The 18,838-nt window shown below is 70.2% G+C and carries 18 protein-coding genes and 1 pseudogene; 16 read left to right on the top strand and 3 right to left on the bottom strand.

Annotated elements, in window-relative coordinates; all coding sequences use genetic code 11:
- Positions 1-797 (bottom strand): annotated as a pseudogene (locus E3T42_RS00665) (hypothetical protein); the annotation flags it as partial.
- Here E3T42_RS00665 and E3T42_RS17090 point away from each other — a divergent pair.
- The 9 genes from E3T42_RS17090 (at position 762) to xerD (ending at position 9,964) form a co-directional block, all read left to right on the top strand.
- Positions 762-1,676 carry a hypothetical protein gene (locus E3T42_RS17090; RefSeq protein WP_241975736.1) on the top strand — a complete coding sequence of 305 codons (915 nt, stop codon included), beginning with the start codon at positions 762-764 and terminating at the stop codon, positions 1,674-1,676. The pseudogene E3T42_RS00665 and the gene E3T42_RS17090 sit on opposite strands and share 36 nt — an antisense overlap.
- Positions 1,651-2,682, top strand: a complete 1,032-nt coding sequence (locus tag E3T42_RS00675; protein WP_134402278.1) for an HAD-IIA family hydrolase — start codon at positions 1,651-1,653, stop codon at positions 2,680-2,682. The genes E3T42_RS17090 and E3T42_RS00675 overlap by 26 nt, the downstream gene beginning before the upstream one ends.
- A 10-nt stretch (positions 2,683-2,692) precedes the next feature.
- Positions 2,693-2,875: a hypothetical protein gene (locus tag E3T42_RS00680; protein WP_134365037.1), complete on the top strand. Its 183-nt coding sequence runs from the start codon at positions 2,693-2,695 to the stop codon at positions 2,873-2,875.
- Positions 2,876-2,916: 41 nt separating this feature from the next.
- Positions 2,917-3,732, top strand: coding sequence for a TlyA family RNA methyltransferase (locus E3T42_RS00685; RefSeq protein ID WP_134402340.1), 816 nt, complete (start codon positions 2,917-2,919; stop codon positions 3,730-3,732).
- Positions 3,729-4,649, top strand: a complete 921-nt coding sequence (locus tag E3T42_RS00690) for an NAD kinase (protein ID WP_134365038.1) — start codon at positions 3,729-3,731, stop codon at positions 4,647-4,649. Before E3T42_RS00685 ends, E3T42_RS00690 begins: the two co-directional genes overlap by 4 nt.
- 9 nt (positions 4,650-4,658) lie before the next feature.
- Complete coding sequence (gene recN, locus E3T42_RS00695; protein WP_134365039.1) at positions 4,659-6,356, top strand: DNA repair protein RecN; 1,698 nt, start codon at positions 4,659-4,661, stop codon at positions 6,354-6,356.
- Between the two features lie 44 nt (positions 6,357-6,400).
- On the top strand, positions 6,401-8,152 hold the full coding sequence (locus E3T42_RS00700; RefSeq protein WP_134365056.1) for a CTP synthase: 1,752 nt from the start codon (positions 6,401-6,403) through the stop codon (positions 8,150-8,152).
- A gap of 4 nt (positions 8,153-8,156) precedes the next feature.
- On the top strand, positions 8,157-8,834 hold the full coding sequence (locus E3T42_RS00705; RefSeq protein ID WP_370261363.1) for an NUDIX domain-containing protein: 678 nt from the start codon (positions 8,157-8,159) through the stop codon (positions 8,832-8,834).
- 134 nt (positions 8,835-8,968) lie between these two features.
- Positions 8,969-9,964 (top strand): site-specific tyrosine recombinase XerD, encoded by a 996-nt coding sequence (gene xerD / locus E3T42_RS00710; RefSeq protein ID WP_134402279.1) that lies wholly within the window; start codon positions 8,969-8,971, stop codon positions 9,962-9,964.
- 94 nt (positions 9,965-10,058) lie between these two features.
- Here the strand turns inward: xerD and E3T42_RS00715 are convergent, their stop codons facing one another.
- Positions 10,059-10,856: a PIG-L deacetylase family protein gene (locus tag E3T42_RS00715; protein WP_134402280.1), complete on the bottom strand. Its 798-nt coding sequence runs from the start codon at positions 10,854-10,856 to the stop codon at positions 10,059-10,061.
- Positions 10,853-12,166, bottom strand: a complete 1,314-nt coding sequence (locus tag E3T42_RS00720; protein ID WP_241975737.1) for a glycosyltransferase — start codon at positions 12,164-12,166, stop codon at positions 10,853-10,855. Before E3T42_RS00720 ends, E3T42_RS00715 begins: the two co-directional genes overlap by 4 nt.
- Before the next feature lie 153 nt (positions 12,167-12,319).
- Between E3T42_RS00720 and E3T42_RS00725 the strand changes: the two genes are divergently transcribed.
- The 7 genes from E3T42_RS00725 to der are packed head-to-tail and all read left to right on the top strand — an operon-like array spanning position 12,320 to position 18,759.
- Positions 12,320-13,240 carry a ParA family protein gene (locus tag E3T42_RS00725; RefSeq protein WP_241975738.1) on the top strand — a complete coding sequence of 307 codons (921 nt, stop codon included), beginning with the start codon at positions 12,320-12,322 and terminating at the stop codon, positions 13,238-13,240.
- Complete coding sequence (locus tag E3T42_RS00730; RefSeq protein ID WP_134365043.1) at positions 13,224-14,033, top strand: ScpA family protein; 810 nt, start codon at positions 13,224-13,226, stop codon at positions 14,031-14,033. Before E3T42_RS00725 ends, E3T42_RS00730 begins: the two co-directional genes overlap by 17 nt.
- On the top strand, positions 14,023-14,643 hold the full coding sequence (locus tag E3T42_RS00735; protein ID WP_134365044.1) for an SMC-Scp complex subunit ScpB: 621 nt from the start codon (positions 14,023-14,025) through the stop codon (positions 14,641-14,643). Before E3T42_RS00730 ends, E3T42_RS00735 begins: the two co-directional genes overlap by 11 nt.
- Complete coding sequence (locus tag E3T42_RS00740) at positions 14,640-15,452, top strand: pseudouridine synthase (protein WP_134365045.1); 813 nt, start codon at positions 14,640-14,642, stop codon at positions 15,450-15,452. The genes E3T42_RS00735 and E3T42_RS00740 overlap by 4 nt, the downstream gene beginning before the upstream one ends.
- Before the next feature lie 22 nt (positions 15,453-15,474).
- The gene (locus E3T42_RS00745; protein ID WP_241975739.1) at positions 15,475-16,557 is read left to right on the top strand and encodes a prephenate dehydrogenase; all 1,083 of its coding nucleotides are present in this window, start codon (positions 15,475-15,477) and stop codon (positions 16,555-16,557) included.
- A 1-nt stretch (position 16,558) separates the two neighbouring features.
- On the top strand, positions 16,559-17,245 hold the full coding sequence (cmk, locus tag E3T42_RS00750) for a (d)CMP kinase (protein WP_134402281.1): 687 nt from the start codon (positions 16,559-16,561) through the stop codon (positions 17,243-17,245).
- Positions 17,246-17,268: 23 nt separating this feature from the next.
- Positions 17,269-18,759: a ribosome biogenesis GTPase Der gene (der, locus tag E3T42_RS00755; RefSeq protein ID WP_370261434.1), complete on the top strand. Its 1,491-nt coding sequence runs from the start codon at positions 17,269-17,271 to the stop codon at positions 18,757-18,759.
- Positions 18,760-18,838 lie beyond the last annotated feature (79 nt).

The raw sequence follows: 18,838 nt of genomic DNA on the forward strand, positions 1-18,838 counted from the left end.
GTGCCCCCTATCGTGGCAATTCTGATCGTCCGCAGCGCGATGGTGAGCGTCCTCCCTACCGTGGCAACTCCGAGCGCCCCACCGGTGGCGGCGAGCGTCCTCCTTACCGTGGTAACTCCGAGCGTCCGTCCACGGGTGGGTACCGTGGCAACTCCGAGCGCCCCACCGGTGGCGGCGAGCGTGCCCCCTACCGTGGAAACTCCGAGCGTCCCAGCAGCGGCGGCGAGCGTCCTCCTTACCGTGGTAACTCCGATCGCCCGTCCACGGGCGGCTACCGTGGCAATTCCGAGCGCCCCACCGGCGGCGACGAGCGTGCCCCCTACCGCGGCAATTCTGATCGTCCGCAGCGCGATGGTGAGCGTCCTCCGTACCGTGGGAACTCTGACCGTCCGCAGCGTGATGGCGAGCGTCCTCCGTACCGTGGCCACTCCGACCGGCCCAGTGGCGGCGCGGAGCGCAAGCTGTGGGCGAAGGACGGCGAGCGTCCTGCGTACAACCGTGGCAACTCCGACCGATCCAGCGACCGACCCAGCGGCGGCGCGGAGCGCAAGCCGTGGACCAAGGATGGCGCACGTCCCGAGCGCAGTGACCGCCCCCAGCAGGGCGGCGACAAGCCGTGGACCCAGCGCGGCGGTTCGCCGAACCGCGCCGGTGCACCGCGCGGCGACGCCGGCAAGAAGCTGTGGACCCGCGACGGCGCTCCGGCCCGCGGCGACCGCGATGCGCGCGTCGTCGAAGAGGAGATGACCGAAGAGCAGCGCATGCAGCGCGAGCTCCGCTCCGTGCGGCCTCGTCACGACGACCCGGAACTGCCCGACGACATCACGTCGCAGGATCTGGACCGGATCGCCCGCAATGAACTCAAGACCCTCAGCAAGGACAACGCGGAGGCCGTCGGCCGCCACCTGGCCATGGCCGCGCGCGTCATCGACGAGGATCCGGAACTCGCCCACCGCCACGTGATGTCCGCCGCCCGTCGGGCCGGGCGCATCGCCGTGGTGCGCGAGAGCCTGGCGATCACCGCCTACGCGACCGGCGATTTCGCCCTCGCACTGCGGGAACTCCGCACCTACCGTCGCATCTCCGGCTCGAACGACCAGCTGGCACTGATGGTCGACAGCGAGCGTGGTGTCGGTCGCCCCGACCGGGCGCTGGAGCTGGGACGCTCCGTCGAGCGTTCCTCGCTGCCGGCATCCGTTCAGGTGGCCCTGGCCATCGCAATGTCGGGCGCACGCCTCGACCTCGGCGAGACCGAGGCCGCTCTGAGCGAACTGCAGATCCCGCAGCTGGACCCGAAGACCGCGTACTCCTACAGCGCCGAACTCTTCGCCGCCTACGCCGAGGTTCTGGCCGAGCTCGGCCGTGAAGACGAAGCCGAACTCTGGAACGAGCGGGCCGAACGTGCCGACTCGGCCGTCTCGGGCACGACCGACCTGGATGAAACCATGGAGATCCTCGAGATCGACGAAGAAGACGACGAAGACGAGGAATTCGAGGGAACTGAACTCGGCGACGACGTCAGCGAGAACGACGTTGCCGACAGTGACGACGACGAAGACACCGAAGAGGAAGAGGAAGACGACGACGACCACGAAGACACCGACGACGAGGGCGACTCCGCGTCCGACCCCGACGACGGGGCGGAGCAGGATGCTGAGGCGTCGCCGCGTGCCTGAGCCGGTGACCCCGCTGACCGGCGTCGACGTCGTCCTCGCCGACCTGGACGGTGTGGTCTACACCGGTCCGGGGGCGATCCCGTTCGCCGTGGAGAGCCTGAACCGGGCGGCGGAAACCGCCCGGGTCGGTTACCTCACCAACAACGCGTCCCGCACCGACCGGTCCGTCGCCGCGCACCTGACCGAGCTCGGCCTGCATGCCACGGCGACGGATGTCGTCACCTCGCCCCAGGCCGCCGTGCGGCTGCTCGCGAACGAGGTGCCCGCCGGATCCCGCATCCTCGTCGTCGGGGGAGAGGGGCTCGTCACCGAGGTCGAAAAGGGTGGCTTCGTCGTCACCCGGTCCGCCGACGACGAGCCGGCCGCCGTGATTCAGGGCTTCTCGCCCGAACTCGGCTGGAAGGACCTCGCGGAAGCCGCTTTCGCTCTTCACCCCAACGAGGACGGGGTGCAGATCCCCTGGATCGCCACCAACACCGACTGGACCATCCCGGTCGCCCGGGGGATCGCTCCCGGCAACGGCACGCTCGTCTCCGCGGTGCACACCGCGGTCGGGCGTCTGCCGATCGTGGCCGGCAAACCGGAGGTCGCCATCTTCACGGAGGCGGTCAACCGGTTCCAGGCCGCCCAGCCGCTCTTCATCGGCGATCGCCTCGACACGGACATCCTCGGCGCCAACCGCGCCGGGATCCCGGCCGTACTGGTGCTCACCGGCATCGACAAGGCCAAGCAGGCCCTGGCCGCCGACCCCACCTCCCGGCCGCAGTTCATCCTCGACGATCTGCGCCAGCTGCACGAACCGTACCCGGAGACCGTCTTCTCCAAGGATGGCACCTCCGCCACGGTCGCCGGGGCGACGGTGCGGATCCAGGGCGCCGACGTGCAGATCGTGGCCGAGGGGGATGGCGCCATCAACCTACTCCGCGCCGCCTGCGCCGTGATCTGGGCATCCGGTCGCCCCATCTACGGGCTCAACGTCCCGGAGCGACTGTATCTCGGACGGTAACGTTGAAGTCGTGAAAACAGACGACGTGAACCAGGATTCGACCGCGGACGGGCTGGCCGACGAACTCGTCGGCCAGCTCGCCGCGATCGATGACCAGCCCCTGGAGGAGCGCGCAGCCGCGTACGTGCAGGTGCACGACCGGCTGCGCGACCACCTCGAGGGTGGAGACGTTCCACGATCGACGAACTCATGACCGAGGGACAGATGCCCGACCAATCCCCTGTACCCGACGAGATGCCCGAACCTGAGCCGCAGCGCCTCGACACGGCCCTCGCCGAACGCGGGCTGGCCCGGTCGCGAACCGTGGCCGCGCAGCTGATCGTGGCGGGGCTGGTCACGGTCGACGGCAAACCGGTGGTCAAGGCATCCGTGAAGGTGCGCGAGAACCAGACCATCGAGGTGGCGGCGACCGACCACTACGTCAGCCGCGGTGCCCACAAGCTCATCGCCGCGCTGGACGTCTTCGAGCTGCCGGTGGCCGGCCGCACGGTGCTGGATGCCGGCGCGTCAACGGGCGGTTTCAGCCAGGTGCTGCTCGAACGCGGCGCCGGCCAGGTGATCGCGGTCGACGTCGGGCACGGGCAGCTCGCGCCTCTGCTCGCCAATGAACCGAAGCTGGTGCTCGTCGAGGGTTTCAACCTGCGCTACGCCACCGCCGAGTCCATCGCGGCCGCCTCCGGGGTGCCGCAGCGCGCCGACCTCGTCGTCGGCGACCTCTCGTTCATCTCCCTGACCACCGTTCTGCCCGCGCTGGTGGCCACCGCCCTGCCCGGCGCCGATTTCGTGCTGCTGATCAAGCCGCAGTTCGAGGTCGGCAAGGGCAGCATCCGTGAGGGGGTCGTGCACGATCCGGGCCTCCGGGCCGACGCAATCGCCGGGGTGCTCTGGGCAGCCTGGGACCTGGGCCTCGGCACCCGCGGCCTGATTGCCTCGCCGATCGCCGGTGGGGCCGGGAACCGCGAGTATTTGTGCTGGCTGACCAGCACGGGAGGCAGCAATCCGACAGAATGGATCGAGCAGACGACTGCACTGGTGGGAGTGACGAAATGAGCAAAGCACCCCGCCACTTCCTCGTCGTCGCCCACACCGGGCGCCGGGACTCGCTGGAGGCCGCGGTCACCGTCTGCGAGCAGCTCCTCGCCGCCGGTGCGGCGCCCGTGATGGCCCGCGAGGAGCGGGCCGACCTGCTCGCATCCTGCCCAGAACTCACCGATCGCCTGGCGATCCTGCACGAGAGCGTCGAGACCACCGAACTGGAACTCGCCATCGTGCTCGGCGGCGACGGCACAATCCTGCGCGCCGCCGAGCTCGTGCGCGGCTGCTCCGCTCCCCTCCTCGGCATCAACCTCGGCCACGTCGGCTTCCTGGCCGAGAGCGAACGCGACGACCTCGGCGAGGCCGTGCGCCGCGCCCTGTCCCGCGACTACCTGGTCGAGGAACGCATGGCCCTGGCCGTGCGGGTCAAGCTCGGCGACGACGTGATCTACGAGACCTGGGCGCTGAACGAGGCCACCGTCGAGAAGTCCAGCCGCGAACGGATGCTCGAGGTCGTGATCGAGGTCGACGGCCGGCCGCTCTCTTCCTTCGGCTGCGACGGCGTGGTCATGTCCACGCCGACCGGGTCCACCGCCTACGCCTTCTCGGCCGGCGGCCCGATCGTCTGGCCGACGCTCGACGCCCTCCTGCTCGTGCCGCTCAGCGCGCACGCCCTCTTCGCCCGGCCGCTCGTCGTCGGCCCGGATTCGTCGCTCGCGGTCGAGGTTCTCGCCCGCACCGGCGGGGCCGCGGTGCTCTGCGCGGACGGCCGCCGCGTGCAGGACCTGCCGCCGGGGTCGCGCGTGATCGTTCGCCGTTCGCCCGTCCCGGTGCGCCTGGCCCGGCTGCACGTCGCCCCGTTCACCGACCGCCTGGTCAACAAGTTCAACCTGCCCGTGACGGGCTGGAGAGGCCCGGTCGGCCGTGAATAGGGGTTCCGCATGATCGAGGAACTCGTGATCCGGGATCTCGGCGTGATCCGGGAGGCCACCCTGCCGCTCGGCCCCGGTTTCACCGCCGTAACCGGGGAGACCGGCGCGGGCAAGACCATGGTCGTCACCGCGCTGGGCCTGCTGCTCGGCGACCGGGCCGACCCGGGGCTCGTGCGTCAGGGCCAGACGCAGAGCTGGGTCGAAGGCCGCTGGCTGATCCCCGCCGACGGCGCCGTCGCGCAGCGCGTGCGGGACGCCGGGGGAGACCTCGACGGGCCGGAGCTCCTCCTGAGCCGATCGGTCTCGGCCGAGGGACGCAGCCGGGCCGTCGTGGGCGGCCGCGGCGCTCCCGCGAGTGTGCTCGCCGACCTCGGCGGCGACCTGGTCGTCGTGCACGGGCAGTCCGACCAGGTGCGCCTGCGGTCGGCCGTCGCCCAGCGCGCGGCCCTGGACCGGTTCGCCGGCCCCGACCTCGCCGAGACCCTCGACCTCTTCCAGCTCGCCTACCACCGGTGGCAGGGCAACCAGACCGACCTCGACCGTCTCGTCGACGAGCAGGAGCAGCGCCGGCTGGAAGCCGAAGAGCTGCGCGCCGCCATCGCCGAGGTCGAACTCGTCGCACCGCAACGCGGCGAAGACGACGCGCTCGGCGAACGGGCCGAACGCCTCGGCAACCTCGAAGAACTGCGCCTCGCCGCCGCCCAGGCCCGGGAACTGCTCTCCGCCGAAGAGAACCCCGACGGACTGCCCGACGCCGTCTCCCTGCTGGACTCCGCCCGACGCCGGCTTGAGCGCGCCGGGGAGCACGACCCCGCCCTGCCGCCCCTGGCCGAGGCGCTCGCGAACGCCGGCTTCCTGGTCGCGGACATCGCCGCACAGCTCTCCAGCTACCTCGCCGGCCTCGACGCCGACGGCGCCCGCGAACTCGAGGTCGTGCAGGAACGCCGCGCCGCGCTGACCGCCCTGGCCCGAAAATACGTGGGCGGCCTCGACGAAGCCATCGACTTCCTCGACACCGGCAGCGCCCGGCTGCTCGAACTCGACAGCGACACCGACCGGATCGACGCCCTCCGCGCCGAGACGGACGCCGACCGCGCCGCCATGGACGCCCTCGCCGACCGCCTCACCGCCATCCGCACCACGGCGGCCGCGTCGCTCGGGGCCGCCGTCACCGGCGAACTCGCCGCCCTCGCGATGCCCAATGCCGCCCTCGTCGTCGAGGTCGACAGCCGGGCCGAGATCTCGCTCACCGGGCGCGACCTCGTCAAGATCCTGCTCCGACCCCACGCGGGCGCCGAGCCGCGCAGCCTGGCCCGCGGGGCATCCGGTGGCGAGTTGTCCCGGGTGATGCTCGCGATCGAGGTCGTCATCAACGCCACCGACCCGGTGGCGACCTTCGTCTTCGACGAGGTCGACGCCGGAGTGGGCGGGGCCGCGGCGATCGAGATCGGCCGCCGACTCGCCCGGCTTGCCGAAACCGCGCAGGTGATCGTGGTCACCCACCTGGCGCAGGTCGCCGCCTTCGCCGGCAACCACCTCAGCGTCGTCAAGGACAGCGACGGCTCCGTCACCGCCAGCAGCGTTCGCCAGCTGCAGGGCGACGAACGCGCAGCCGAGATGGCCCGGCTGCTGTCGGGACTGCCCGACTCCGAAAGCGGGCTCGAACACGCGCGCGAACTCATGAACCTTGCCCACTCCAACCGTTAGGCCGAACCCAGGTGATAGAGTCGAAGCCCGTGGTGGAAAATAAAATCTCGGACAATTCAGACAGCTCAGACAGCTCAGCACGCTCTGACGGCTCAGCACGCGACGACACGACCAAGCACATCTTTGTGACCGGTGGTGTCGTTTCTTCGTTGGGCAAGGGCCTGACGGCGGCCAGCCTCGGCAATCTCCTGACGGCCAGCGGTCTCCGCGTCGTCATGCAGAAGCTCGACCCCTATCTCAACGTGGACCCGGGCACGATGAACCCGTTCCAGCACGGCGAGGTCTTCGTGACCGACGACGGCGCCGAAACCGACCTGGACATCGGCCACTACGAGCGGTTCCTCGACATCAACCTCAGCCAGGCGGCGAACGTCACCACCGGCCAGGTCTACTCGCAGGTCATCGCCAAGGAACGCCGCGGCGAATACCTCGGCGACACCGTGCAGGTCATCCCGCACATCACCGACGAGATCAAGCGCCGCATGCGCCTGCAGGCCAGCGACGAGCTGCGCCCCGACGTCATCATCTCCGAAATCGGCGGCACCGTCGGCGACATCGAATCGCAGCCGTTCCTCGAGGCCGCCCGCCAGGTGCGCCACGAGCTCGGCCGCAACAACGTCTTCTTCGTGCACGTGTCGCTGGTGCCGTTCATGGCCGCCGCGGGCGAGCAGAAGACCAAGCCGACCCAGCACTCCGTCGCCGCCCTGCGTTCCATCGGGATCCAGCCGGATGCGCTCGTGCTGCGCAGCGACCGTCCCGTCTCCGACTCGAACAAGCGCAAGATCGCGCTCATGTGCGACGTCGACGAAGACGCCGTGGTCAACGCGATCGACGTGCCCAGCATTTACGAGATCCCGACCATGTTGCACGACCAGGGCCTGGACCGCTACATCACCGACCACCTCGGCCTGCCCGTCACCAACGTCGACTGGACCGGCTGGCAGAAGGTGCTCGACGCCGTGCGCGAGCCCAAGCACGCCGTCACCATCGGCCTGGTCGGCAAGTACATCGACCTGCCCGACGCCTACCTGTCCGTGACCGAGGCGCTGCGCGCCGGCGGTTTCGCCAACCAGACCAAGGTCAACGTCACCTGGATCGCCTCCGACGACTGCGAGACCGAGGAGGGCGCCGCCCGCCTGCTCGGCGAGCTCGACGGCATCTGCGTTCCCGGCGGTTTCGGCGTGCGCGGCATCGAGGGCAAGCTCGGTGCCCTCAAGTTCGCCCGCGAGAACGCGATCCCCGTGCTCGGCCTCTGCCTCGGCCTGCAGTGCATGGTGATCGAGTACGCCCGCAACAAGGCCGGTCTGACCGGCGCCTCCTCCTCCGAGTTCGACGAGGACACCGAGTTCCCCGTGATCGCGACCATGGAGGAGCAGGTCGAGATCATCGCCGGCGGCGACCTGGGCGGCACCATGCGCCTGGGCCTCTACCCGGCCGCCCTGGCCGAGGGATCCATCGTCGCGGAGCTCTACGGTGCCCCCGAGGCGTCCGAGCGCCACCGCCACCGCTACGAGGTCAACAACGCGTTCCGTGGCCAGATCGCGGATGCCGGCCTGTGGTTCTCCGGAACCTCGCCCGACGGCCATCTGGTCGAGTACGTCGAGCTGAAGCGCTCGGAGCACCCGTTCTACGTGGGCACGCAGGCGCACCCGGAGCTGCGCAGCCGGCCCAGCCACGCGCATCCGTTGTTTCGCGGCCTGATCGGCGCCGCCCTGGACCGCCAGCAGTCGAGCCGTCTGTTCGAGGTCGAGGCGGGCGAAGCCGTCGACGATCTCGACGTCCCGGCCGTTGTCTGACGCCGTGACTGAGACCTCGGTCAGCGCCGACAACTCCACCGGATCCGACCCGTCGGCGCTGGCGGACGAGTTCGCGTTCGCGCCGGTCACGGCCACCGAGATCGTCTTCGACGGCAAGGTCTGGGACGTGCGCCGCGACACCTTCGGCTACAACGGCTCGGGCATCATCCGCGAGTACCTGGACCACCCGGGCGCCGTGGCGATCCTCGCCCTCGACGAGCAGGACCGCGTACTCCTGATCAAGCAGTACCGGCATCCGGTGCGCGTGCGGGAGTGGGAACTGCCCGCCGGCCTGCTCGACGAAGCCGGGGAACACCCGCTCGTCGGCGCGCAGCGGGAGCTGGCCGAGGAAGCCGACCTCACGGCGACCCGCTGGGACATGCTCAGCGAGTTCTACACCTCGCCGGGCGGCAGCAACGAGGTCATCCGGATCTACCTGGCCCGCGGCCTGGCGGTCGCCGACGACGTGTTCGCGCGCACCGAGGAGGAAGCCGACATCGAGATCCGCTGGGTTCCCCTTGACGAGTGCGTCGACGCCATCCTGGCGAGCAAGGTGCAGAACCCGTCGCTCGTGATCGGCGCCCTGGCCGCGCACGCCGCCCGGGCCCGCGGGTGGAGCAGCCTCGCGCCGGCGGACACGCCGTGGCCGCGGCATCCGACCAATTGGGACCACGAGGTGTGACCGCCCCGGCGGCTGCGGGCGGGGAGTCGGCTGTGGTGCCGGCAGCGGCTGTGCCTTCGGCTGCGACTGCGGCTGCGCGCTCAGCCGTGGTTCCGGCTGATACTCCGACGGTTGCTCCGGCCGTGGCTTCGGCCATGGATTCCTTTTTGCGGCACGTCGCGGTCGAGCGCGGGCTGAGCGCCAACACCGTCGCCGCGTACCGGCGCGACCTCGTGATCTACGGCCGCTGGCTCGCCGCCGCCGACCTCGCCGCGCTGGCCGGGATCACGGCGCAGCACATCTCCGAGTTCGTGCGGTTCCTGGGTTCCCGGGAGGAGTCGCCGCTGACGGCGGCGTCGATCGCGCGCATCCTGTCGACGGTGCGCGGCTTCCACCGGTTCCTGCTCGAGGAGGGCGTGGTCGAGACGGATGTCGCGCACGAGTCCAAGCCGCCGAAGCTCGGCACCCGGCTGCCCAAGGCCATCTCGGTCGAGCAGGTCACGGCCCTGCTCGCGGCGACCGACGGCGACGAGGTGCAGAACCTGCGCGACAAGGCCCTGCTGGAGCTGCTCTACGCCACCGGCGCACGGGTGTCCGAGGTAGTCAATCTCAACGTGGACGACGTGCTCGAGCCCGACGTCGTGCGCCTGACCGGCAAGGGCAACAAGCAGCGCATCGTGCCCGTCGGCAGCTTCGCGCGCACGGCCCTCGACATCTGGCTGGTTCGGGGGAGGCCCCTGCTGTCGGGGCGAGGCAAGGCCACTCCGGCCCTGTTCCTCGGCCTCCGCGGACAGCGGGTCAGCCGGCAGAATGCATGGCTGATCATCCGTGCCGCCGCCGAGCGGGCCGGACTCGAGGGGCACGTGTCGCCGCACACGCTGCGGCATTCCTTCGCCACCCACCTGCTCGAGGGCGGGGCCGATGTGCGCGTGGTGCAGGAGTTGCTCGGCCATTCCTCGGTCGCCACCACCCAGATCTACACCCTGGTCACCGCCGACACCCTCCGCGACATGTACACGACCGCGCACCCCCGCGCCCGTCCGGTCCCGCCGGTCCCGCCGGTCCCGCCGGTCCCGCCGGCCTCGCCGGTCCCGTTCTCGCCCGTCCCGCCCGTCTCACCTATCCCGCCCTCGGGGCCAGACCCCGCCTAACTGTTCCCGTTCCGGTCGAGAGTGCCCGGTGTAACGGTCACTCTCGACCGGAACGGGAACTATCGCGGCCCCCGTGGGAGCGGCGCAGACCGGGTCAGAGGGCGCGGAGCCCCACGGCCAGGGTGATCGGCTCGCGCTGCCCGCCCGAGTGCACGATGTGCGCGCCGTCGACGGTGAGCTGGCTGGCGTGGCAGCGGAGGGTTGCGGTCACCGTGGCGAGGTGCCGGTCGAGGGCGAACCACTCCGCGTCCGGGGCCGGATCGTGCACGACCTCGGCGAACGGTGCGCTCTCCGCCCGGCAGGCCGCCAGGGTCGCCTCGTGCATGCGTACATGGTCCGGATGCCCGTAGCCGCCGCCGTTGTCGTAGCTGATCACCAGGTCGGGCCGAAGCTGCGCGATCAGCGCGGCCACATCGGCGGCCACCTCCGCCAGCGGCGCCCGCACCAGGGCGTCATCGTCGATGTCGTCGGCGGGCCCGGCGAGCCCGGGGCGGATCCACTTCATGCCCGAGTCACGGTAGACGCGGCGCTGCAGGTGACCGGCCCGCGCGGGACGTTCACCGAGCCGGAACCGCGCAGCGATGCCGAGAGTCTCCGCGGCCCGCCGCAACTCCTGCTCGCGCTCGTGCGTGAGCGCATCCGTGCCCTCGAGCACCGACAGCGGCCCCGGCACGACGTCGCCCTGCTCGCCGCGGGTGGCGGTCAGCAGCGACACCCGGATGCCGCGGGCCACCAGCTCCGCGATCAGAGCGCCGGTCGAAATGGTCTCGTCGTCGGGGTGCGCGTGCACGAACAGCACCGACGCCACCCCGTCCAGAAGGCCCGGCCCGTCAAAATCCGGCCCGCCGAAGCCCGGCCGGTCAAAATCAGCAGCGCCGCCAGCCCCGCTCATGCGCTCAGGAGCGTGTGCCGCCAACCCTCGTCGCCGGGGCCCACGAGCGAACGGTAGACCGCCAGCAGACCCTCCGCCGAGCGCGGCCAGTCCAGGTGCTCCGCCCGCTCCCGGGCGGCCAGGGACAGCCGGCGGGCGAAGGCGGGGTTCGAGAGGATGCCGGTGAGCGCCTCCGCCCACACCTCGGGATCCCGGGAGTCCAGCACCACCCCCGTGTCCCCGTTGACCACGGCCTCACGCAACCCGCCGGCCGCGGCGGCGACGACGGGCACGCCGCTGGCGGCAGCCTCCAGCGCGACCAGGCCGTACGTTTCCGAGTGGGACGGCACCAGCACCACCCGGGCGCCGCGCAGCAGCCCGGCCAGGTCGGCGCGGGACTGCGGGCCGACGAAACGCACGCCCGACGCGATCCCGTGGCGGGCCGCGAGGGCCTGCAGCTCGTCGATGTACCCGTCGTAGTCGCTGGAGGCGTCCCCCGCGATCACGAGTTCGGGGCGCAGCTCCGCCGACACGGCCGCGATCGCCTCGATCGCGAGGTCCAGACCCTTGAGCGGCTGCAGGCGCGCGGCGACGACGGCGTAGCCCCGCCCGGCAGGCGAGGAGGCCCCGGCAGGCGAGGAGGCCCCGGCCGGGGAAGTGACCTCGGCAGGGGAAGTGACCCCGGCCGCCGAAGCGACCCCGGTCGGCCGGAACAGCGTCCCGTCGACGCCCGGCAGCACGATCGCAACCCGGTCCGGCGACCCGCCGAGCCGCCGCACGACGGTGTCGGCCTCGGCTTCGCTGATCGCCACGATGGCGTCGGATGTCTGGGCGAGCCAGGCCTCCCCGGCCATCCGGCCCGGGGATTCGGCGCGTTCGCCGGCCGACAGCGGCGTCGACTCGTCCGCGGCGATGCTGTGGAAGCTCTGCACGTGGGGGACACCGCGCAGGCGGGCCAGCGGCAGGGCCGCCATGCCGGAGAACCAGTGGTGCGAGTGGATGACGTCGTACGGTCCCAGCGCGGCCATCCGCACCCGGAACGCGTCGATGAAGCCCTCGTGGTCGCCCTTGGGAACCGGACGGGCCGGGCCGGCGTCGAGGAACCGGAGGGTGACCCCCGGGGTCAGCTGCACGTCGGACAGCTCGGTCGAGGAGCGCCGGGTGAGGATCTCGACCTGGTGCCCGGCGGCGGCGAGGGCCTCGGCCTGGTGCCGCACGACCACGTTCATGCCGCCGGCGTCGCCGGAACCGGGCTCGGCACCCGGCGAGGTGTGCAGGCAGACGAGCGCGATACGGAGAGGCGCAGGGACGGGCGCAGAGAGGTGAGGCACTGTGAAATCTTAACTCACCAGCCTGTGACGCCCCCTGTGCCGGTTCACAGCGTCCCCCCAGACGCGGATTCACCTCCGGATTTGGCTGGCAGACCGGCCTTTTCGGCGATCCCTGCCCAAATGTGCCCCCGTGAATCGGTACACTCGAACACAGTGATTGGTGCAGGACGGATCGGGGACATCTCAGTGGCGCGCAAGCAAGATGACCGGGTACGACTCCCCGGTCTGGACGAGGTACCAGTCGGTGCGACTGGGCGCCCGAAGCGCGACTTCGACGAGCCGGTGACACTGGTCAGTCACGGCCCGGCCCGGATCATCTCCCTGTGCAACCAGAAGGGCGGCGTCGGCAAGACGACGACCACCATCAACCTGGGTGCCGCGCTGGCCGGCTACGGCCGCCGCGTGCTGGCCATCGACTTCGACCCGCAGGGCGCACTGTCCGCCGGTCTCGGCGTGCCCACCCACGACGTCACCACCATCTACGACCTGCTCCTGAGCGGATCGGTCAACCCGCACGACGCCATCCAGAAGACGTCCGTGCACAACCTCGACATCATCCCGGCGAACATCGACCTGTCCGCCGCGGAGGTGCACCTGGTCAACGAGGTCGCCCGCGAGCAGATCCTCGCCCGGGTGCTGCGCAAGATCTCCGCCGACTACGACGTGATCCTGATCGACTGCCAGCCCTCGCTCGGCATCCTCACCGTGAACGCCCTCACCGCCAGCCACGGCGTGCTCATCCCGCTCGAGTGCGAGTTCTTCGCCCTCCGCGGTGTGGCCCTCCTGATCGAGACCATCGACAAGGTGCGCGACCGCCTCAACCCCGCCATCGAGCTCGACGGCATCCTCGCGACCATGTTCGACTCCCGCACGCTGCACTCCCGCGAGGTGCTCGAGCGCGTCGTCGACGCCTTCGGCGAGAGCGTGCTCGAGACCGTCATCGGCCGCACGGTCAAGTTCCCCGATGCCAGCGTCGCCGGGGTGCCGATCACCGAATTCGCGCCAGAGCACGCGGCCGCCAAGGCTTACAAGCAGGCGGCGCGGGAACTGATCCAGCGTGGCGCCGTCGCCTGACGCGGCCGCTCCGAAGACATTTTCGGTTGCCCTCGGCAACTTCGAGGGCCCGTTCGACCTGCTCCTGACCCTGATCGGCAAGCACGAACTCGACATCACCGAGATCTCGCTCAGCCGGGTGACGGATGAATTCATCGCCTATCTGCGCGGCCTCGACCAGACCGAGGAACTCGACCAGGCCACCGAATTCCTGGTCGTCGCGGCGACCCTGCTCGATCTGAAGGTGGCCGGCCTGCTGCCCCAGGGTGAGCTCGTCGACGCGGAAGACGCCGCCCTGCTCGAGGCCCGCGACCTTTTGTTCGCCCGGCTGCTGCAGTACCGCGCGTTCAAGACCGCCTCGCTCTGGTTCCAGGAGCACCTCGACACCGAATCCACCCGGCACGTGCGCGCGGTGCGGCTCGAGGAGAAGTTCCGGCAACAGACCCCCGAGCTGGTCTGGACCCTCTCCCTCGCCGACTTCGGCGCCCTCGCCGCGCTGGCCCTCACCCCGCGGGAGCTGCCCACCGTGGGGCTCGACCACCTGCACGCGCCGCTGGTCAGCATCCGTGAACAGGCGGCCTGGATCGTAATGATGCTGCGCCCGGGGGAGACCCTCACCTTCCGCGAGCTGATCGTCGACACCCCGCAAAAAGGCATGGTGATCGCCCGTTTCCTGGCCGTGCTCGAGCTCTACCGGCTCGGCGCGATCTCGTTCGACCAGCTCGAACCGCTCGGCGACCTCAGCCTGCACTGGAGCGCCGAATCCTGGAGTGAAGACACCCTCGCCAACCTCGGAGCCGACTATGACCAGTAACGCTCACGCCGTCCAGCCAGCCCGGGCCGAGCAGAACACGCAGCCCACGGATGCCGCCGAGCCGGCCCTCGAACGCACCCTCGAGGCGATCCTGATGGTCGCCGACGAGCCCCAGAGCCTGCTGCACCTCGCAGCGGCGGTCGACGCCCCGCTGCCCCGGGTGCGCGCGGCCGTGGACCGGCTCGTGGCCGACTTCGACGGCCTCGCCGGCACCGTGCGCCGTGGCTTCGAACTGCGCGAGGTGGCCGGCGGCTGGCGCATCTACGTGCGCGCCGAGCACGACCTGGCCGTGGCCGACTTCGTGGTCACCCAGAACCCCAGCCGGCTCTCGCAGGCCGCACTGGAGACCCTCGCGGTGATCGCTTACAAGCAACCGATCAGCCGCGGGGCTGTAGCCTCGATTCGTGCCGTTAATGTGGACTCGGTCGTGCGCACTCTGCTGGGCCGCGGTCTGATCACCGAAGCCTTCACCGATAGTGAGACCGGTGCGATCAACTACGGCACCACAGACTTGTTGCTCACCCAGCTCGGAATCAACTCGCTCGACGAGTTGCCCTATATATCGCCGTTGCTCAATGACGGTGCCAACGGATTTGAGGATCTGCCATGACGAATGACTACCAGGAGACACCGGGGACTCCGCCCCAGGGCACGCCGACCAACCCGGAGGCCGCCGCCGACGGCGTGCGCCTGCAGAAGGTCATGGCCTCCGCCGGCGTGGCCTCCCGCCGCGTGTCCGAAGACATGATCGCCGCCGGCCGCGTGCGCGTGAACGGCAAGGTCGTCACCGAGCTGGGCCGCCGCATCCACCCCGACTCCGACCAGATCATGGTCGACAACATCGCCGTGCAGCTGGACACCAGCCGCCGCTACGTGATGCTGAACAAGCCCGTCGGCGTCGTCTCCTCGATGCAGGATGAGAGCGGCCGCCCCGACCTGCGCGAGTTCACCGACCAGTTCGAGGAACGCCTGTTCAACGTGGGCCGCCTCGACGCGATGACGAGCGGCCTGCTGATCCTGACCAACGACGGCGACCTCGCACACGTGCTCGCGCATCCGTCGTTCGGGGTCTTGAAGACCTACATCGCCAAGGTCGAGGGCCGCGTGTCGCCGCAGACCATCCAGCTGCTGCAGAACGGCATCGAACTCGACGACGGCCCCATCGCCGCCGACAAGGCCCGCATCCTGACCAGTCCTCCCGGCGACGGCTTCAGCCTGGTCGAGCTCACCCTGCACTCCGGCCGCAACCGGATCGTGCGCCGCATGATGGAGGCCGTCGGCCACCCCGTCGTCGACCTGGTGCGCCGCCAGTTCGGACCGCTGCACCTCGGCACCCTCCGGGTCGGCGATGCGCGCGATTTGACTAAGGTTGAACTCGGTCAGCTGCTCACCGTGTCGCGGGCCGAAACGAAGAACTAGGCCGGCCGTCAGGAGTCCCCACGTGGTTGAATCCCGCCTGATCGGGCCCGTGCGCGTCGTGGGCGCCGGGCTGCTCGGCACCAGCGTCGGCCTGGGCCTCAGCGCGCGCGGAATCGACGTCATCCTCGACGACGCCTCGCCGACCAACCTGAGCATCGCCGTCGACTACGGCGCCGGCCGCGCCGCCCTGCCCGGTGACGCCCCGCAGCTGATCGTGGTCTGCGTGCCGCCCGACGTGACCGCCGAGATCGTCGCGCGCGAACTCGCCGCCTACCCGCAGGCGATCGTGACGGATGTCGCGAGCGTCAAGCTGGCCCCGCTGCAGGAGCTCCGCGAACGCGGAGCCGACGTGTCCCGCTACATCGGCGGCCACCCCCTGGCCGGCCGCGAACGCGGGGGACCCCTCGCCGGTCGCGCCGACCTGTTCGTCGGGCGCCCGTGGGTGGTCGCCGCACACGACGCGATCAGCTACCAGCAGGCCACCGCGATCGACGACCTCATCCTCGACTTGGGCGCGACCCTGGTCGAGATGACGCCCGAAGAGCACGACCGCGGCGTCGCACTCATCTCCCACGTGCCCCAGGTCGTCTCCACGATCATGGCGCGCCGTTTAACGGATGCCCCCGGCTCCGCCTTGAACCTCGCCGGGCAGGGCCTGCGCGACGTGACCCGGGTCGCGGCGAGCGACCCGGAACTGTGGGTGCAGATCCTGGGCGCGAACGCCGCCCCGGTGCGCGACATCCTGGTCGCCTACCGCGAAGACCTCGACCGGTTCATCGACGCCCTCGCCGACCCGGCCGCCCCCGGCGCCCGGCGCAAGGTGGCCGAGGAACTCGCCGGCGGCAACGCCGGCGTCTCCCGGCTGCCGGGCAAGCACGGCCAGGACCGCCGCTACGCCTCCTTCATCGTGATGATCGACGACCGGCCCGGCCAGATCGCCCGGCTGCTGAACGAGATCGGCGAGCTGAACGTGAACATGGAAGACCTGCGCCTGGAGCATTCGCCGGGCGCCCAGATCGGCCTGGCCGAAATCTCCGTACTCCCCGAGGCCGTTTCCCGCCTCACTGAAGAGCTGGCCGCCCGCGGCTGGCGGATTGCTGGTTAATATGGGTCGTCACTCAAGCCCCCACATCGTCGCCATCGACGGACCGGCCGGCAGCGGCAAGTCCAGCGTCAGCCGCGCCGCGGCCCTGCGCATCGGCTTCGACTACCTCGACACGGGCGCCGCCTACCGGGCGTTCGCCTGGTTCGTGAACGACCGGGGGATCGACGCGGAGAACACCGACGCCGTCGTGGCCGCCCTGGCCGACTTCGACTACTCCATCGGAATCGCCCCCGACGAGCACTTCGTCCGGATCGGTGAAACGGATGTCACCGACGCGATCCGCGACCCCGCCGTCTCCGCGATCGTGAGCTCCGTGGCCCGCATCCCGGAGGTGCGCGCGCACCTCACGCAGCTGTTCCGCACGATCGCCGCGAGCTCGAAGCGCACCGGAATCGTGATCGAAGGCCGGGACATCACGACCGTGGTGGCCCCCACCGCCGAGATCCGCATACTGCTCACCGCCTCCGAGGAGGCTAGAATGGCTAGGCGCTCTGCGGAAATATCGACCCAATCGGCTGAAACCGTGGCGGAACAGATGCGATCGAGGGATCGCGCTGACTCACAGGTAGTCGAATTCATGAGCGCCGCAGACGGTGTGACCACCGTCGATTCCACTCATCTCGACTTAGAAGCGACCATTGACGCGGTCCTCGACGTCATCAATACCTACCGCGAGGCCATCGCATGACCAACAACAACGACTTCGACGACATGATCCCAGCCATCGACACCGAGCTGGTAACACGCCTGGACGACCTCGATGAAGACCTGGTGACGCAACGCGCTGCCGCACTCCGCACCGGACTCAACGAGTACGAGCTCGACGAAGAGGACTTCGACGTCCTCGACACGGTGACCGAAGACCCCGACGCCATCCAGTACCTGCCGGCCCTGCCGGTCATCGCCATCGTCGGCCGCCCGAACGTGGGCAAGTCCGCCCTGGTGAACCGCATTCTCGGCCGCCGCGAGGCCGTCGTGGAGGACACCCCCGGCGTGACCCGTGACCGGGTCACCTACAAGGGCGAATGGCACGAACGCCGCTTCAGTCTCGTCGACACCGGCGGCTGGGAGCCCGACGCCAAGGGCATCGACGCTTCCGTCGCCGCTCAGGCCGAACTGGCCATCGAACTCTGCGACGTCGTCATGTTCGTCGTCGACGCCAACGTGGGGCCGACCTCCACCGACGAGGCCGTCGTGCGCCTGCTGCGCAAGGCCGGCAAGCCCGTCTTCCTCGTCGCCAACAAGGTCGACGACATCCGTCAGGAACCCGAAGCCGCCAGCCTCTGGGCGCTCGGCCTCGGCCAGCCCTGGCCAGTCTCTGCCCTGCACGGCCGCGGCGTCGCCGACCTGCTCGACGCGATCCTCGAGAAACTCCCCGAGATCTCCGCCGTCGCCAAGCAGGAAGTCGGCGGACCGCGCCGCGTCGCCATCCTCGGCCGCCCGAACGTGGGCAAGTCGAGCCTCCTGAACAAGGTCGTCGGCGAGGAGCGCGTTGTCGTCAACGAGCTCGCCGGCACCACCCGCGACCCGGTCGACGAGCAGGTCGAGCTCGGCGGCAAGGTGTGGCGCTTCGTCGACACCGCCGGCATCCGTCGCCGCGTGCACCTCTCGCAGGGCGCCGACTTCTACGCCTCGCTGCGCACCAGCGCCGCCCTCGAAAAGGCCGAGGTCGCCGTGGTTTTGATCGACGTGACCGAGGTGATCAGCGAGCAGGACGTGCGCGTGATCGACCTGGTGCTCGAATCCGGCCGCGCCCTGGTGCTCGCCTTCAACAAGTGGGACCAGATCGACGACGACCGTCGCCGCTACCTCGAGCGTGAGATCGAGCAGGACCTGGCGCACGTCGCCTGGGCCCCGCGCGTGAACATCTCGGCCAAGACCGGCCGCCACATGGAGAAGCTCGTCCCCGCACTAGAACTGGCGCTGGAGTCGTGGGACACCCGCGTCGCCACCGGCAAGTTCAACGCGTTCCTGGCCGAGCTCGCCGCGTCGCACCCGCACCCCGTGCGCAGCGGCAAGCAGCCGCGCATCCTGTTCGGCACCCAGGCCTCCAGTCGCCCGCCGACCTTCGTCATCTTCACCACCGGGTTCCTCGACCCGGGCTACCGTCGCTACATCCAGCGTCGCCTGCGCGAGGTCTACGGCTTCGAGGGAAGCCCGATCAACCTCAGCATGCGCGTGCGCGAGAAGCGCAAGCGCTAAGCCGCAGCCCTCAGCAGCGAACCTGAAAGACCCCGAACGGCACCCCCGTTCGGGGTCTTTTACGTTGCCGGGCCCTGCA

The organism is Cryobacterium sp. TMT4-10 (assembly GCF_004403275.1).
In the GTDB taxonomy this organism is placed as follows: Bacteria; Actinomycetota; Actinomycetes; order Actinomycetales; family Microbacteriaceae; genus Cryobacterium; species Cryobacterium shii.

Excerpts from the sequence above, each read along its gene's own strand:
- E3T42_RS00715 (WP_134402280.1), bottom strand. The coding sequence starts at position 10,856 with ATGAGCGGGGCTGGCGGCGCTGCTGATTTTGACCGGCCGGGCTTCGGC.
- recN (WP_134365039.1), top strand. The coding sequence starts at position 4,659 with ATGATCGAGGAACTCGTGATCCGGGATCTCGGCGTGATCCGGGAGGCC.
- xerD (WP_134402279.1), top strand. The coding sequence starts at position 8,969 with ATGGATTCCTTTTTGCGGCACGTCGCGGTCGAGCGCGGGCTGAGCGCC.
- E3T42_RS00740 (WP_134365045.1), top strand. The coding sequence starts at position 14,640 with ATGACGAATGACTACCAGGAGACACCGGGGACTCCGCCCCAGGGCACG.
- cmk (WP_134402281.1), top strand. The coding sequence starts at position 16,559 with ATGGGTCGTCACTCAAGCCCCCACATCGTCGCCATCGACGGACCGGCC.
- E3T42_RS17090 (WP_241975736.1), top strand. The coding sequence starts at position 762 with ATGCAGCGCGAGCTCCGCTCCGTGCGGCCTCGTCACGACGACCCGGAA.
- der (WP_370261434.1), top strand. The coding sequence starts at position 17,269 with ATGATCCCAGCCATCGACACCGAGCTGGTAACACGCCTGGACGACCTC.
- E3T42_RS00675 (WP_134402278.1), top strand. The coding sequence starts at position 1,651 with ATGCTGAGGCGTCGCCGCGTGCCTGAGCCGGTGACCCCGCTGACCGGC.
- E3T42_RS00735 (WP_134365044.1), top strand. The coding sequence starts at position 14,023 with ATGACCAGTAACGCTCACGCCGTCCAGCCAGCCCGGGCCGAGCAGAAC.
- E3T42_RS00685 (WP_134402340.1), top strand. The coding sequence starts at position 2,917 with ATGCCCGAACCTGAGCCGCAGCGCCTCGACACGGCCCTCGCCGAACGC.
- E3T42_RS00690 (WP_134365038.1), top strand. The coding sequence starts at position 3,729 with ATGAGCAAAGCACCCCGCCACTTCCTCGTCGTCGCCCACACCGGGCGC.